Consider the following 14795-nt stretch of genomic DNA (forward strand, 5'->3'; position numbering starts at 1 on the left):
AGTGACCGCAGACGACGCCAGGGGCGTTACCCCGTCCGGCCCGGGTGGTACGCCGCCCGGGCCGGCGGCTGTCCCGCCCCGGCTGGACCTGTCCCCGGGGTCCGCCGCCGACCGTCCCGACCCCACTACGGCGGTGCTGCCGCCCGACCTGGCCGAGGCGGCCCGGCGTCTCTTCGGTGACCGGCTCGACCTCGCCGCCGCCTACGCCGAACTGTTGGCCACCGACGGCGTGGTACGCGGTCTGATCGGCCCTCGGGAGACGCCCAGGCTCTGGGACCGCCACCTGTTGAACTGCGCCGTGGTCGGCGAACTGATCCCGCAGGGTGCGACGGTCGTCGACGTCGGATCGGGGGCCGGCCTGCCCGGTCTGGTGCTCGCCATCGCCCGGCCGGACCTCACGGTGACGCTCGTCGAACCACTGGCTCGGCGGGTCGTCTTCCTCGACGAGGCCGTGGAGTCGCTCGGTCTGACCACCTCGGTGCGCGTGTTCCTTGGGCGAGCCGAGGAGGCAGTCGCCGAACCGGAGTTGCCGCCCAGTGACGTGGTCACCGCCCGGGCGGTAGCGCCACTGGACCGACTCGCCGGCTGGTGCCTTCCGCTGGCTGCGCCCGGCGGACGCCTGATCGCACTCAAGGGCGCCTCAGCCGCCGACGAGATCGCCGAGCACGCCGAGGCGGTGCACCGCCTCGGCGGCGGGGAGCCGGTGCTGCGCCACTGCGGCGAGGGCGTCATCACGCCACCGACCACTGTGGTCGATATCGTCCGTGAACGGGTGGTCGCTCCGCCCGCCAAAACGACCCCCAAGAAGTCCCGCTCCCGCCGCCGCTAACCGCCTGCGGGTAAGGAAGGGCCCCTTTCTAACGCCTGGTGCATAGGAAGGGTCCCTTCCTAACCCTCCAGCCGCCGGAGGGCGGTGCCGGGCGCTCGGCGGGCGACAGCCAGTGGCGAAGAAGCGGGTCGGACAGTGCTGTCCGGTGCCTCCGTCAATCCGCCACCTGTCCCGGGTTGTGTCATCGTGATCGGCGGGTTGCGAACCCGACGTGGACCCGCCACGCCTCTGCGCCGTAGGCTGACCGCGCGTCGATAGTGTGGAGCGGGCGGCGATGGTCTCCTCCGTGGGCCGGCCGCTCCCGCCGGGCGGTACCTCTGCGAGGACAACGCGAAGGGCCCGGGTGACGGGTGCAGACCGACCATCCGAAGCGGGCAGGGATGACAGGTGCATGACGACGGCAGGTACGACGATCCGCGCGTGACCGGGTCAGCGGGCGACCCTGTTTCACGTGAAACCGACTACCCGAACTGGCGCTCCCACGGAGGCGCGCAGGACCCGCCGGAGTCCATGCGGGACATGCCGACGTCTGGCGTACCGTGGTCCCCGAGCCCGGAATTCTCGTCCGGTCGGGACGCGTCGGACGGGGCCGGTCGACCCGTCAACGCCACCCCTGACGCCCGCGTGATCCCGATCCGCCGCAACACCTCGGCCGCCGCGCGGTTCGAGGCGGCGACATATCAAGCGGCTCCTGGAGTGGTGCCCGACCCCCGTCCGGCCCCCGACACGCCCACCCCGTCGGCCGGGCCCTACGAGCCGGCCGATACCGAGGCCGCGTACGTTTCACGTGAAACTCCGACGCGCGAAGAGGATGATCCACCGTTGGCAATGGAGGCGATGCGCGCCGTGCAGATCCTGAACCCCAGTGGCGAGGTGACCATGCCTCGGCCGGAGCGGACCCGGGTCATGTGCGTCGCGAACCAGAAGGGCGGCGTCGGGAAGACCACGACGACGGTGAACCTTGCGGTGGCCTTGGCCCTGCACGGCAACCGGGTGCTCGTGGTCGATCTCGATCCGCAGGGCAATGCCTCCACGGGGCTGAACGTGCCGCACCACACCGGCGTACCGGACGTCTACGACTGTCTGATCAACTCCGTCCCGCTGGCGGACGTGGCTCAGGCGGTCGAGGGCATCCCCAACCTCTGGTGCGTACCGGCCACCATCGATCTTGCGGGCGCGGAGATCGAGTTGGTCTCGGTGGTGGCCCGTGAGTCGCGGCTCTCCCGCGCGATCGAGGCCTACCCCGGTCACTTCGACTACGTCTTCATCGACTGCCCGCCGTCGCTCGGCCTGTTGACCGTGAACGCGTTGGTCGCGGCCCAGGAGGTGCTCATCCCGATCCAGTGCGAGTACTACGCGCTCGAAGGGCTGAACCAGCTCATCAACAACATCAACCTGGTACGCCAGCACCTCAACCCGCGCCTTGAGGTCTCCACGATCCTGCTCACCATGTACGACCGGCGTACCCGACTGGCGGACGCGGTCGAGCAGGACGTGCGGAACCACTTCGGCGACAAGGTGCTCCAGGCGGTGATCCCGCGCAACGTACGCGTTTCCGAGGCGCCCAGCTACGGCCAGTCGGTGGTGACCTACGATCCCGGATCACGGGGGGCGACGAGTTACTTCGAGGCCGCCCAGGAGATCGCCGAGCGTGGGGTCAAGGAGCCGGTGAGCCGGAATGCGTAGTGCGGTAGAGGCGCTGGGAGGCGTGGCATGAAGAACCGTCCTCGGGGCGGTCTGGGTCGGGGCCTGGGGGCACTCATCCCGACCGGGCCGGTACAGGAGCCGGAGGCTGCCGGCGTCGGCGCCATCGCGAACGGGGTGGTCGGAGCGCCGGAGGCATCCGCGCCGCCCGTACCCGAGAAAGCGCCGCTTCCCGTAGTAGCGCCGGATCCGGTCCCGGTCCTCAGCCCGGTGCCCGGCGCCCGGTTCGCCGAGATCTCGGTCGACTCGATCGTGCCCAACCCGAAGCAACCCCGGCAGGTCTTCGACGAGGAGGCGCTGGAGGAGCTGAAGACCTCGATCCAGGAGGTGGGTTTCCTCCAGCCCATCGTGGTGCGGCAGCTCGACGACGAGAAGTTCGAGCTTGTCATGGGCGAGCGGCGGTGGCGGGCCGCCCAGGCAGTCGGCCGCGAGAACATCCCGGCAATCGTCCGCGACACCCGCGACGACGCGATGCTGCGGGACGCCCTGCTGGAGAACATCCACCGGGCCAACCTCAACCCGTTGGAAGAGGCCGCCGCCTACCAGCAGCTCCTGGAGGAGTTCGGGGCTACCCACGAAGAGCTGGCGCGCCGCATCGGACGCAGCCGCCCGCAGATCTCGAACACCATCCGCCTGCTCAATCTCCCCGCCCAGGTGCAACGGCGAGTGGCCGCCGGAGTGCTCTCCGCCGGTCATGCCCGGGCACTGCTCAGCCTTGAGGACGCGGAGACGCAGGAAAAGCTCGCGTTGCGCATCGTGGCAGAGGGGCTGTCGGTCCGCGCCACCGAGGAGATCGTCGCGCTGACCCTCAGCGAAGGCCCGAGCAAGACGGAAGCGGCCAAGCGCCGGCCGAAGCCCGTCGCTCCTGCCCTGAACGACCTCGCAGACCGGCTCTCCGATCGGTTCGACACCCGAGTGAAGGTCGACATCGGGCGGAGCAAGGGCAAGATCACGATCGAGTTCGCCACGGTCGACGACCTGGAGCGGATCGTCGGCATCATCGGGGTCGAGGGCGAGGAAGCACAGAACTGAGCCACTCTCGTCCGACCGACGGCCGCGCCCCGAGGGGGTGCGGCCGTTCTTCTATGGCCGCCGGGGTGATCGAGGCCAGCCGGTGCCGCCAGGACCTCAAGCCCCACGACACCGCCCCTCACGGCCCGTCTGAGGCCAGCGAGGCCGTTGCGGGTACGCTCGCCGCGTCTCAGCCCAGCCAAGAGCCGTTGAGCGCCGGACGAGAAGGCCGAGGGAGCCCGACCATCGGGTTCAGGCCGACGGAGTGGCGCCAAGGCGAGGAACCGTCACCGGACAGGTGGAGGTTCGGAGCGGAGGCTTGGTCGTGGAGAGGCTCGTGGCGGTCCGCCGGATGTTCTCGGGCGATGACAAGCCTCGGGTACGGGCGGACGAACGAATGAACCTCCACGGACCAGGCTCGGCGCAATCGCCTCGACCACAGACGTGCCGGTGGTCGTTTCACGTGGAACAAGGTCGTAGTGGGGAGTAGGCGGGCGGACGAGGCGCTCGACGCACAAGCGGGCATTCAGAGTCCGCTACATGCTCGACGGCCGTGCACCGCCAAGTCGGCGCAAGCCTTTCGTGCCCTTGGGAAAGAGGGAGGCAAGAGGCCAACTCGTTCTCCGGAGGCGGCGCGAACGTCTCGGCGTGCAGTCACGGTCCTGCTCTCCGGTCACCGCGCTGTTCGGTCGTGAGGAGCTGACCGCTAGCTTTTCTGTCATCGCTGTCGGCCCGTCCGGGCGAGTTTCGCCCTCCTGGTTCGTGCATGGTCGCGGGAGTGCAGGGGCTCCGGCGTCGGCTGAAGATCGCACGTGACTCCGCGCGCGCCAAGACCGTTTCACGTGAAACGGGCTGCTGGCGCCTGCCGGGCGGTTCGCGGGGCTATGGCGACGGTCTTCGCGTTGGCTGCGGACCGGGTGCCGGCGCCTTGGTGCTGCGGCCAAGTGCTCATGACTCGATACACCGCAGATGACAGGAGGTTGTGATCTGCGTCCGTGATGACTAGCGGCGGGCCGGAGCACGTGGGCCCGGGCATCGCTGAAGACTTCGGCCGCCCGGTTCGCAGCGGCGGGTGGCCGAGACCAAAGTGACCTCGGAGCCGAAGCGGGTAGCGCCGTCCAAGGGGAAGGGGGCACCCCTGCCCACCGAAGGAAGCCGCCCGGCCTTCGCGCACCCATCAAAGCGATCCCGTCAGGCTGCGTCCGAGAAACTGAATGAGGGGCCGATCCGCAAGCGTCTTGCCCATCGGATCGGCTGCCGACTGCTGGCCAGACTCGCGCCTGCTTGGCGAATGACGTCGCCCGGTCCGCCCGCCCCATCCGCGTCCTGTCGGACCGCCAACCCGGCCCCGGCTCGCCCGTCGGCGTGCCCATCTGCCCGTCTGTCGACCGCCTGCTGGCTCGCCGGCCCGCCCGTGCTTCCGCCGGCCCCGCCGGCTGGCCCCGCCGGCTGGCCCGGCCCGCTGGCCCGGCCCGCCGGACAGGTCCACCCGGGCGACTGGGCGTTGCTGTCGGACAGACCACTGGGCGCGCCCGCCCGGCTCGTCGATTGACATGTGCCCACCGGCTCGGTCCTCGCCCACACGCCAGACCGCTTGGCTCACAAATCGGCTCGCCACCGCTCGGCTCGCCACCGCTCGGCTCGCCACCGCTCGGCTCGCCAGCGCGCCCACTCACGGGAGAACGGAGACAGGGGTAGCCGTGCCACGAAGGGCCGACGAAGGACTCTGTTGCGTGGGGCATGCGGCTTCAGAAGCTCCGGCGACATCGACCCACTGAGGCCAGGGACCGCCCTGCGACCTCCGATGGCATCGCCGTTTCACGTGAAACGGGCGACAGCAGGAACGGCCGGAAGCGGCTTGAAAGTTATCCACACCGGTTTTCCACAGGCCGGCGCCGTTTCACGTGAAACCGAGGGTCAAAACCCTTGCCGAACTGGGGATGACGACAGTTGCAGGCCGACGTGCAAGCCTGTGGATAACTCTGGGGAAAGTGGGAGTGTGTGCTGCTGTCGCGATCCGAGCCGCTGCGGAATCGAACATGCTTCGGGTAGGGACACTGGTGCCGTACTCGGTTAGGGTCAGCCTCGTGCACGACACCCCTCCCTCAGTCCCGGACTTCACCCAGTGGCCGTCTTTCCCCTTCGAAGGTGACCTGCAAGTCAAGCGACTCGACGAGCCGGTCGCGGTGGAGCCGCCCCGCAAGGGCGAGGCGCACCGTGAATGCACCGCATGTCAGGCGCCCGACGAGGCGTACATCTGGGTGGGTGAGAGGTGGCGCGTACGAGCGATGGACCGTCCCACCGGCCTGCCGATGGTGCTCATCCTGGAGTCCCGGTCGCACCTCGATCTCGGCGACCTGCCCAACCTGCTCGCGGCCGAGTTGGGGGTGATGACGGTACGGCTGGAGCGCGCCATCCGCTCGCTCGACGGGGTGGCCCGGGTACACGTCAACAGGTGGGGCGACGGATCGGCGCACCTGCACCTCTGGTTCCTTGCCCGACCGTACGGGCGGCTGCAACTACGCGGGACGTTTCTTTCCCTCTGGGATTCGATCCTGCCGCCGATCTCCGAGGACCAGTGGCGGGAGAACCTGGCTCTGGTAGCCGCCTGGCTCGCGGAGTTCGGCGGCCGACCGTTGGCCGAGCCGCCCCGCATCCAGTGGCAGGCGCCGTCCAGCCTCGCCGCCCAGGCGGCACCCGCTGCGGAGAGTCGCCAGCCGAGCGAGGGTGGGTCGCTCCTGGACGTCATCGGCGAGACGGCCGAGCCGCCGGACGTGCTCCAGGTCGACGACGACTCTCCCACCGATCGGACGAGCGGTCCGTCCGGCACCACGCTTCCCGAGCAGGCCGTCGAGGAACAGGCCGAGGAAGCACCGGCCGGGAAGCCCGCGGACGCCGAGTACGAGGACGTCGAGTACGAGGACGTCGAGGGCAGGAACGTCGAGGGCAAGGACGCCGGGTCGACCGCCGCGGCCGACGATCCGGCCGCAGCCCGCCCGGCGCCCGATCAGAAGCCCCACGACAGGGGTGCTGGGACGCCGCCGGTGGAGTCGGCCACCAGCGCAGGAACGGCAGCGCCGGCCCCTGGCCGGGAAGGTACCCGCCCGGCCCAGTGATCCCGCCCGCGCGAAGGGCTCGTCCAGGTGGGCCAGGACGTCAGCAGGCCGGAACACCAGGCAGGCAGTGACCACAACCAGGCAGGCAAAGGGAGATCGCGGCACCCCGGCAGCGGCGCTCAGCGTGGCGCTGAGGGGACGTACGGCTGATCAGCAGTCCCGAGGGTGCCGGCGGATCGGCGGAGCCGTCAGGAGGCTCTCAGCGGGTGGCGGCTCGGGCGACCAGGTCGGCGATCACCTGGCCGAAGTCCAGCCCGGCCGCCTGGACCGCGAGCGGCAGCAGCGACGTCTCGGTCATCCCCGGGGAGACGTTGACCTCCAGCACGTGCGGCTGACCGGCCGGGTCGACGATCAGGTCGACCCGGCTGAGGTCCCGTAGGCCGAGTGCGGTGTGGGCGGCCAGCGCCACTTCCGCCACCGCGTCGGCCACCGCCGCGTCCAGCCGGGCCGGCGTGTGCCAGGTCGTCCGGCCTGCGGTGTAGCGGGCGGCGTAGTCGTAGACGCCGTTGCGGGGCACGATCTCGACCGGCGGCAGAGCCTGCGGGCCGTCGCCCAGGTCGATGACGGAGACCGCGACGTCCATGCCGGCCACGTACCGCTCGACGAGCGCGGTCGAGTCGTACGCGAAACAACCGACCATGGCGGCCGGCAGGGACGCGGCGTCCCGGACCACGGCGGCGCCCAGACCGGAGCCGCCCTGCGCGGGCTTCACCATCAGCGGCAGTCCGAGCCGGGCGACGATGCGGTCGAGTACGGCCACCGCGCCCAACTCGCTGAACCGGTCGTGCGGCAGGGCCACCCAGTCCGGGGTGGCGATACCGGCTTCGCGTAGCACCGTCTTGGCCGACGGCTTGTCCCAGGCGAGCCGTGAGGCACGGGCGTCGCACCCGACGTACGGCACGCCGCAGAGGTCGAGAACGCCACGGAGTGAGCCGTCCTCGCCGGTGGCGCCGTGCAGGGCGATCACCACGGCGTCCGGCGGATCGGAGTCCAGCGCCGGCAGCAGGGCCACGTCCGCGTCACGCAGCTCGGCCTCCATGCCGACGGACCGCAGCGCGTCGAGCACCCGGCGGCCGGAACGCAGCGACACGTCCCGTTCGTACGACAGGCCACCGGCGAGCACGAGGACGTGGAGGTCGGTGGTGGCGGGACCGGACACGACGGTTTCTCTGGCAGCGGTGGCACCCATGCCGGGCATCATGCCAAGTCGGGACCCGGGGTGTCGGAGCCGGCCCGACCTCGCCGCGCGTCCGGCGCGCCGACCGCCCCGAACACCCGTCGCATGGCGATGTCCTGCTCCATCACGCTGGCCAGTCGACGGACCCCCTCGCGGATCCGCTCCGGGGGCGGGAACGAGAAGTTGAGCCGCATGTGACCGTTGCCGGTGCCGTCGGCGTAGAAGCCGGTGCCGGGCACGTACGCCACCCGGGCGGCGATGGCCCGGGGCATCATCGCCTTCGAGTCCAGGCCCTCGGGCAGCGTGGCCCAGACGAAGAGACCGCCGGCGGGAACGGTCCAGCTCGTCCCGGTCGGCATCAGGTCCGCCAGGGCGGTCAGCATCGCGTCCCGCCGTTCGCGGTAGACCTCCCGGTAGACCTTCAACTGCTCCCGCCACGGCATGGTGCTCAGGTAGGTGCTGACGGCGGCCTGTGCGTACGCGCTGGGGCAGAGGATCTGCGCCTCGCTGGCGATGACCAGCTTGTCGCGGACCGCGTGCGGGGCGAGGATCCACCCGACCCGCAACCCGGGGGCGAACGTCTTGGAGAACGTGCTGAGGTAGAAGACCCCGTCTCGGCGGCGGGCGCGCAGCGGTGCCGGCGCCTCGCTCTCGAAACCCAGCTGGCCGTACGGGTCGTCCTCGATCACGAGCAGGCCCGCGCGCTCGCAGATGTCGAGGACCCGCTCCCGGCGTTCCTCGCTCAGCGTCACACCGGCCGGGTTCTGGTAGGTGGGGATGGTGTAGAGGAACTTGACCCGCCGCCCGGTCCGGGCCTGCTCGGCGATGGCGATCTCCAACGCCTCGGGGATGAGGCCGTCGTCGTCCATGGGGACGTGGACGACCTGTGCCTGGGCGGCCTGGAACACTCCGAGCGCGCCGACGTAGGTCGGTCCCTCGGCGAGCACCACGTCACCCGGGTCGAGGAAGAGCCGGGCCACCAGGTCGAGCGCCTGCTGGCCGCCGACCGTCACGACCACGTCCTCGGGCGAGGCGCCGCAGGCGGCGTCGATGCCGGAGAGGGCCATTACCTCGCAGATCCGTTCGCGCAACTCCAGCGTGCCCTGGCCGATGCCGTACTGGAGGCTGGTGGTGCCGTGCTCGGCGGCGAGTCGGCCGAGCATCTCGCCGACGGCGTCCAGCGGGAGCGCGGCGATGTAGGGTGCGCCGCCGGCGAGCGAGACCACCTCCGGACGGCTGGCGACCGCGAACAGTGCGCGGATCTCCGAGGCGGTCATGCCCCGCACCCGGCGGGCGTACCGGTCGGTGTAGTCGTCGAGTGTCGTGCCGGTCATGACATCACCTCGATGCTGCTCGGACAGCTCCCGTCCCGGGATACCCAGGACACCGGCGACCATGGCGACACGGCGCGCCGAGTGTCGATGGTAGCTGCCATACACCGCCACGAGCGCCCTCGATTACGCGCGTCCACATGCCGGACCGGTGTCGACCGTGCCTGAGGAGGGCATTTGCGCGTCCCCTCCCGCGTCGCCGATCGGCGGCGTACGATCGCTCGTCGGGGGCAGGGGATGCGGCGGTGCCGTCCGGGCCGGTCCCGAGTCTGAGCCTAGTGTGGGGAAGCGCCAATGTCGCGACGTCTGGTCAGTCTGACCCTGGACACGCTGGAGGACCTGCCCCGTCCGTGCCGGCAGTGCGTCTACTGGGAGCTTGATCCGGTTTCCGCCGATCGCGCCTGCGCCGCCGGCGACCCGGGGTTGGAGAAGGAAGCCTGGGTCTCGCAGACCCTGCTGGAGTGGGGTTCCTGCGGCAAGCTGATCTACGTCGACGGCATGCCCGCCGGTTTCGTCATGTACGCCCCGCCCGCCTACGTGCCGCGCTCGATGGCTTTCCCGACCTCTCCCGTGTCGGCCGACGCGGCGCTGCTGACCACCGCCAACGTGGTGCCGGCGTTCGCCGGTGGCGGGTTGGGCCGGATGCTGGTGCAGGGGGTCGCCCGCGACCTGACCAAGCGGGGCATCAAGGCGATCGAGGCGTTCGGTGACGCCAAGTTCGGTGACGCCGCCGATCCGGCGGGGGCCTGTGTCGCTCCCGCCGACTTCTTCCTCTCGGTGGGGTTCAAGACCGTGCGGCCGCACCCCCGTTACCCGCGCCTGCGGCTGGAACTGCGGACGGCGTTGAGTTGGAAGTCCGACGTCGAGTACGCGCTGGAGAAGCTGCTCGGCTCGATGAGCCCGGAGTCGCTGCTGCGGCCGGTCCGGCCCGCCCCGGCGACCCGATCCACGGCGGGCTGACGGCCGCACCCGGCCGCTCAGTCGACCACGGTGCCCGCGGCGACCGCCGCCCGCAGCTCGCTGACGTCGATCGAGCCGGTCGGCACGTCCCGCTCGATCGGCAGGTACATCCGTTGCACCGCCGCCACGATCGCCTCGACCAGCCGGTCCCGGAACCGGGGATCGATCAGCCGGGCCCGGTCGGCCGGCGAGGTGAGGTAGCAGACCTCGACGCGTACCGCAGGCATCCGGGTGATTCGCAGCAGGTCCCACGCCTTCGCGTGGGTACGGCAGTCCCGCAGCCCGGTACGCGCGACGATCTCCCGCTGGACCAGCCCGGCCAGCCGCTCGCCGGTCGCCGACGTCACTCCGTTGTCGGTGCCGTAGTGGTAGGTGGCGACGCCTTCGGCCTCCGGGTTGGCGTGCCCGTCGACGTGCAGCGAGACGAACACGTCCGCACCGAGCGAGTTGGCCAGTTGCGCCCGGTCGATGTCGGGCAGGCAGGTCTCCGACGCGGGTCCCCGGGTGAGCTGCACGCGTACGCCCGACGCGGCGAGTCGACCTTCGAGCCGGCTGGCCAGGTCGTGCACCAGGTCCGCCTCGGTCCAGCGCAGCGGGCCGTCGGGCACCACCACGCCCGGGTCGGTGCCGCCGTGCCCAGGGTCGATGACCACGGTGCGACCGACCAGGGCGGGCCCGGACTGTCGGATCGCGTCGGATTCGCGTAGCCACTGCGGGCGACCACCGACCACCTTGCGGCCGAGCCGGCGCAGCGCGTCCATCGTCTGTGGGCCGCAGGTGCCGTCCGGTGCCAACCCCATCTCGCGCTGGAACTGGGCCACCGCCCGCGAGGTACGGATCCCGTAGATGGCGTCGGCACGGCCGGTGTCGTACCCCATCTCCAGCAGGCGTTCCTGCAACGACCGGACGTCTTCGCCGGTGAGCGGCACCGGAACGGCGTGGTAGAGGGTGCGGGCGCCGAGGCGCCAGCGGGCCGCGTCGAGTGCCCGCCAGGTCTCGGCTCCGACCCGGCCGTCGACGCTGAGCCCCCGGGACTGCTGGAAGGCCCGTACGGCCCGCTCGGTGGCGGCGTCGAACTCGTCGCTGAACGGACCGGTGGCCTTGGAGAGAAGGTCGAGGCTGGTCAGCACTGCTCGGATCTCGATCACGGCGGGTCCCCGGTCACCGGGACGGATCGGACGCACGTTCGGCCCCCTCTGCACGATCGGTGGCTTACCGGGCCCTGTGTCGGCACGCGTGGCAGTGCGACGGGGACCCAGGTTGCTCACCGGCGTCCGGCGGCCCCCGAGTTCGAGGTTAGGCGCTGGGCGTTCGGTGCGGGTGCGGGCGGGGAAAAACGCGTCGACCCCGTCCGGGCAGGTCCCGGGACGGGGTCGACGATCGCGCTGTATGGGGTCAGAGCGCCGATTCGATCAGCTTGACCAGCTCACCCTTGGGCTTGGCGCCCGCGATCGACTGCACCGGCTCGCCGTTCTTGAAGACGGTGAGCGTCGGCACCGACATCACCCGGTAGGCGCGGGCGGTCTCCGGGTTCTCGTCGATGTTGAGCTTGACGATGCTGACCTGGTCGCCCATCTCGCCCGCGATCTCCTCCAGCAAGGGCGACACCTTGCGGCACGGTGCGCACCACTCGGCCCAGAAATCCACCAGGACCGGCTTGTCGGACTTGAGTACGTCTGCGGCGAAACTAGCGTCGGTAACCGACTTGGTTGCTCCCACTGTGTGACCCTTCCTCCGGGATGTGTCTGTTCAGCCCTTGGGCAGCGTGGCGATGAAGCGTTCCGCGTCGAGCGCGGCGGCGCAGCCGGTGCCGGCTGCGGTGATGGCCTGCCGGTACGTGTGGTCGACCAGGTCACCGGCGGCGAAGACGCCCGGGAGACTGGTCCGGGTGCTGGGGGCCTGGACCTTGACGTAGCCCTCGTCGTCCATCTCGACCTGATCCCGGAACAGTTCGCTGCGCGGGTCGTGCCCGATCGCCACGAACACGCCGGTGACGTCGAGAACCTTGGCCTCCCCGGTGTGCACGTTGCGTACCCGTACCCCGGTGACCTTGCCGTCCGCGCCGAGGATCTCCTCGGTCACGGTGTTCCACTCGACCTTGATCTTGTCGTTGCCCAGCGCGCGCTCCGCCATGATCTTGCTGGCCCGGAACGAGTCGCGGCGGTGGATGATGGTGACCGACTCGGCGAAGCGGGTCAGGAAGCTGGCCTCCTCCATCGCCGAGTCGCCGCCACCGACGACCACGATGTGCTGGTTGCGGAAGAAGAAGCCGTCACAGGTGGCGCAGGACGAGACGCCGTGGCCCAGGTACTCCTGCTCACCCGGTACGCCGAGCGGGCGCCAGGCGGAACCGGTGGCGAGGATGACGGCCGAGGCGCGGTAGGCGCTCTCACCGATCCAGACGGTGCTCACCGCGCCCGGTTGGCCGGTGTCGGCCAGCTCGACCCGGGTGACGTCGTCGGTCAGGAACTCGGCCCCGAACCGCTCGGCCTGCTTGCGCATGTTGTCCATCAGCTCGGGACCGAGAATGCCGTCCGCGAAGCCGGGGAAGTTCTCCACCTCGGTGGTGGTCATCAACGCGCCGCCGGACTGTACGCCCTCGATGACCAGCGGCTTGAGGTTCGCCCGTGCCGCGTAGACCGCTGCGGTGTAACCGGCCGGCCCGGAGCCGATGATGATCAGGTTGCGGACCTCGTCCACTGCCATCTCCCAATCGTGTTGAGCGTCGCCACCGGCGTCATCCGCCGATACCGAACCGAGTGCCGACGCGGCGGCATCTGACCTGCAGAACGTCATCGTACGAAGCGGAGATTCCCGAGCCGGTCATCCGGTGGGTCACGTCACTTGGTCGGCCAAACGTCCAGTGGCCGCGATTCACCCTACCCGCGATCGGTAGCGGGTGTCCGAGCCGGATCCTGGGATTCCGCACTCCGGCCCGCTGACCCAGGCCCACTGCACGCCGGCGGCGTCGGTGAAGCGCACCACCAGAGCCGGGAGCCCACCGAAGCGGGCGTAGTCGACGACGTCGAAGACCAACGGCTGGACTCCGTGCTCGACCCCGATGTCGGCCAGGCAGGCGCTCAACGCCGCCTGGTCGCCGAGCCGGCTGAGTTCACCGGGTACGGCGAGCCGGTTGTCGCTCTCCGTGCCGTACGTGGGCTCCGTGCCGTCCCCGGGGCCATTCATCACCGTCGGCCCGGTGAGGCTCTCCGGCGTGTAGTCGGCCCCGCTGCGGACCGGTGGACTGCCGATCCGGAACGGGGTGGGGGCCGATGCGGCGCCACGGTCCGGTGACGCGGCCTCCGGTGCCTGCCCGGCCGGGTCCTCCGAGTACGCCTGCGGCGCGGCCGGGCTGGTGCCGCGATCGCTCAGGGCCGTGCCGGCCGTCGAGTCCCCGGCCTGATCGGGCCGGGACAGTTGCAGGGCACCGAGGCCGACCACCGCTGCGGCGGCCAACGCGACCGGTCCGGCCAGCCGGGCCCAGCGGCGCCTACGCCGACCCGGATGGCTCGGTGCGCCGCGTTCCTGGCCCGGCCGTGGGCTGCCGCCGGGCCGTCGGGTGCCGCCGACCGGCTGGGCCGGCACCGGCGAGGGCTTCGTCGAGGCGTGGTCGTCGACATCCGTGGTCACCGCGTCGTCGGTGTCCTCCTCGGGGACGCCGAGCGAGAGCGCGGCGGTCGGGAGGTCGGCGTCGCGCAGCGCGGCGAGGATCCGGTCGCTGACCGCAGGCGGCATCTCGACCGCCGGCACGCCCCAGTCGACCAACTCGTCCCGGACCTCGTCGACGGCGGGGGCGAGTCGGGCGTGCGCCCGCGCCCAGTCCGGGTCCTGATCGACGAGGCGGGCGACCTCGGCCTGCTGCGGGGTGCCGTCCAGCGCACCGCCGAGGTAATCGGCGAGCAGGTCGAGGTCGACCCCGCTGAACTCCCCGGCACTCACGATTCCTCCTGGTTGGCATCCGGACGATGGTGTCCCGACCTCGATCGGACGCCGTGCGGGGCTCCGGGGTTCCCCCGGGTGATTCGCGGCACCTCACCGGCACCGGCGGGAGCCGGTTCGCTGCCGGTCCGCAGGTGCCCGAGCAGGAGTGCCAACCGGGCGCGACCTCGGGCGCACCGGCTCTTCACGGTGCCCTCGGCGACGCCGAGGATCCGCGCGACCTCCGCGACCGGGTAGCCCTGCACATCCACCAGGACGAGGGCGGCCCGCTGCTCGGTCGGGAGGGTGGCCAGGGCTTCCCGGACGACCATCGCGGTGTCGTGGTCGCGTACCGGTGCGGTCGGTTCGGGGCCACCGGCGCCGCCGCCGGTGTCGGGGTCGTGCGTCCCGTCGGGTAGCGGCACCGTGGGGTGGGCCTGCCGACGACGGATGCGGTCGAGGCAGGCGTTCACCACGATCCGGTGCAACCAGGTGGTGACGGCGGCGTCGCCCCGGAACCGCGCCGCGGCCCGGTGGGCCGACAGCATCGCGTCCTGGAGCGCGTCGGCGGCCTCCTCACGGTCGCCGAGGGTACGCAGGGCGACCGCCCAGAGCCGGTCCCGGTGCCGCAGGAACAGCGTGGCGAACGCGTCCCGGTCACCGTCGGCGTGGGCGCGGAGCAGGTCGATGTCGCTGACCACCCCGTCCAGCGGTACGCCGGCAGCGTCCCGGCCGGATACCTCCATCAC

General features: G+C 71.0%; 12 protein-coding genes. 5 read left to right on the plus strand and 7 right to left on the minus strand.

Annotated elements, in window-relative coordinates:
• Positions 1 to 88 precede the first annotated feature (88 nt).
• The 4 genes from rsmG to ACFYTT_RS27490 all read left to right on the plus strand — a co-directional run bounded on the left by rsmG (position 89) and on the right by ACFYTT_RS27490 (position 6660).
• Positions 89 to 829 (plus strand): 16S rRNA (guanine(527)-N(7))-methyltransferase RsmG, encoded by a 741-nt coding sequence (rsmG, locus tag ACFYTT_RS27475; RefSeq protein ID WP_387263560.1) that lies wholly within the window; start codon positions 89 to 91, stop codon positions 827 to 829.
• Between the two features lie 387 nt (positions 830 to 1216).
• Positions 1217 to 2515 carry a ParA family protein gene (locus tag ACFYTT_RS27480; protein WP_303393510.1) on the plus strand — a complete coding sequence of 433 codons (1299 nt, stop codon included), beginning with the start codon at positions 1217 to 1219 and terminating at the stop codon, positions 2513 to 2515.
• A 27-nt stretch (positions 2516 to 2542) separates the two neighbouring features.
• Positions 2543 to 3565 carry a ParB/RepB/Spo0J family partition protein gene (locus tag ACFYTT_RS27485; protein WP_387263437.1) on the plus strand — a complete coding sequence of 341 codons (1023 nt, stop codon included), beginning with the start codon at positions 2543 to 2545 and terminating at the stop codon, positions 3563 to 3565.
• Positions 3566 to 5631: 2066 nt separating this feature from the next.
• Positions 5632 to 6660, plus strand: a complete 1029-nt coding sequence (locus ACFYTT_RS27490; RefSeq protein WP_387263440.1) for a hypothetical protein — start codon at positions 5632 to 5634, stop codon at positions 6658 to 6660.
• A gap of 199 nt (positions 6661 to 6859) precedes the next feature.
• Here ACFYTT_RS27490 and ACFYTT_RS27495 read toward each other — a convergent pair whose 3' ends face one another.
• The gene (locus ACFYTT_RS27495) at positions 6860 to 7849 is read right to left on the minus strand and encodes a D-alanine--D-alanine ligase (protein WP_357214360.1); all 990 of its coding nucleotides are present in this window, start codon (positions 7847 to 7849) and stop codon (positions 6860 to 6862) included.
• Between the two features lie 8 nt (positions 7850 to 7857).
• On the minus strand, positions 7858 to 9171 hold the full coding sequence (locus tag ACFYTT_RS27500; RefSeq protein WP_387263442.1) for a PLP-dependent aminotransferase family protein: 1314 nt from the start codon (positions 9169 to 9171) through the stop codon (positions 7858 to 7860).
• A 291-nt stretch (positions 9172 to 9462) separates the two neighbouring features.
• Here ACFYTT_RS27500 and ACFYTT_RS27505 point away from each other — a divergent pair, with 291 nt between their 5' ends.
• Complete coding sequence (locus ACFYTT_RS27505) at positions 9463 to 10128, plus strand: GNAT family N-acetyltransferase (protein ID WP_131052118.1); 666 nt, start codon at positions 9463 to 9465, stop codon at positions 10126 to 10128.
• A gap of 17 nt (positions 10129 to 10145) precedes the next feature.
• Here the strand turns inward: ACFYTT_RS27505 and ACFYTT_RS27510 are convergent, their stop codons facing one another.
• From ACFYTT_RS27510 to sigM, 5 genes are all read right to left on the minus strand, one after another.
• On the minus strand, positions 10146 to 11312 hold the full coding sequence (locus tag ACFYTT_RS27510) for an N-acetylmuramoyl-L-alanine amidase (protein WP_387263445.1): 1167 nt from the start codon (positions 11310 to 11312) through the stop codon (positions 10146 to 10148).
• A 211-nt stretch (positions 11313 to 11523) separates the two neighbouring features.
• A complete protein-coding gene (trxA, locus tag ACFYTT_RS27515; protein WP_117228228.1) occupies positions 11524 to 11847 on the minus strand; it encodes a thioredoxin in 324 nt (107 codons plus the stop codon).
• Positions 11848 to 11877: 30 nt separating this feature from the next.
• Positions 11878 to 12828 carry a thioredoxin-disulfide reductase gene (trxB, locus tag ACFYTT_RS27520; RefSeq protein ID WP_131052124.1) on the minus strand — a complete coding sequence of 317 codons (951 nt, stop codon included), beginning with the start codon at positions 12826 to 12828 and terminating at the stop codon, positions 11878 to 11880.
• Between the two features lie 174 nt (positions 12829 to 13002).
• Positions 13003 to 14067, minus strand: coding sequence for a hypothetical protein (locus tag ACFYTT_RS27525; protein ID WP_131052116.1), 1065 nt, complete (start codon positions 14065 to 14067; stop codon positions 13003 to 13005).
• Positions 14064 to 14792 carry an RNA polymerase sigma factor SigM gene (sigM, locus tag ACFYTT_RS27530; protein ID WP_131052115.1) on the minus strand — a complete coding sequence of 243 codons (729 nt, stop codon included), beginning with the start codon at positions 14790 to 14792 and terminating at the stop codon, positions 14064 to 14066. The genes ACFYTT_RS27525 and sigM overlap by 4 nt, the downstream gene beginning before the upstream one ends.
• Positions 14793 to 14795 lie beyond the last annotated feature (3 nt).

The organism is Micromonospora sp. NPDC003816, from assembly GCF_042874705.1.
In the GTDB taxonomy this organism is placed as follows: domain Bacteria; phylum Actinomycetota; class Actinomycetes; order Mycobacteriales; family Micromonosporaceae; genus Micromonospora.

Coding starts and splice junctions, on each gene's coding strand:
- ACFYTT_RS27500 (WP_387263442.1), bottom strand. CDS start 9,171: ATGACCGGCACGACACTCGACGACTACACCGACCGGTACGCCCGCCGG.
- sigM (WP_131052115.1), bottom strand. CDS start 14,792: ATGGAGGTATCCGGCCGGGACGCTGCCGGCGTACCGCTGGACGGGGTG.
- ACFYTT_RS27495 (WP_357214360.1), bottom strand. CDS start 7,849: ATGGGTGCCACCGCTGCCAGAGAAACCGTCGTGTCCGGTCCCGCCACC.
- ACFYTT_RS27505 (WP_131052118.1), top strand. CDS start 9,463: ATGTCGCGACGTCTGGTCAGTCTGACCCTGGACACGCTGGAGGACCTG.
- ACFYTT_RS27485 (WP_387263437.1), top strand. CDS start 2,543: ATGAAGAACCGTCCTCGGGGCGGTCTGGGTCGGGGCCTGGGGGCACTC.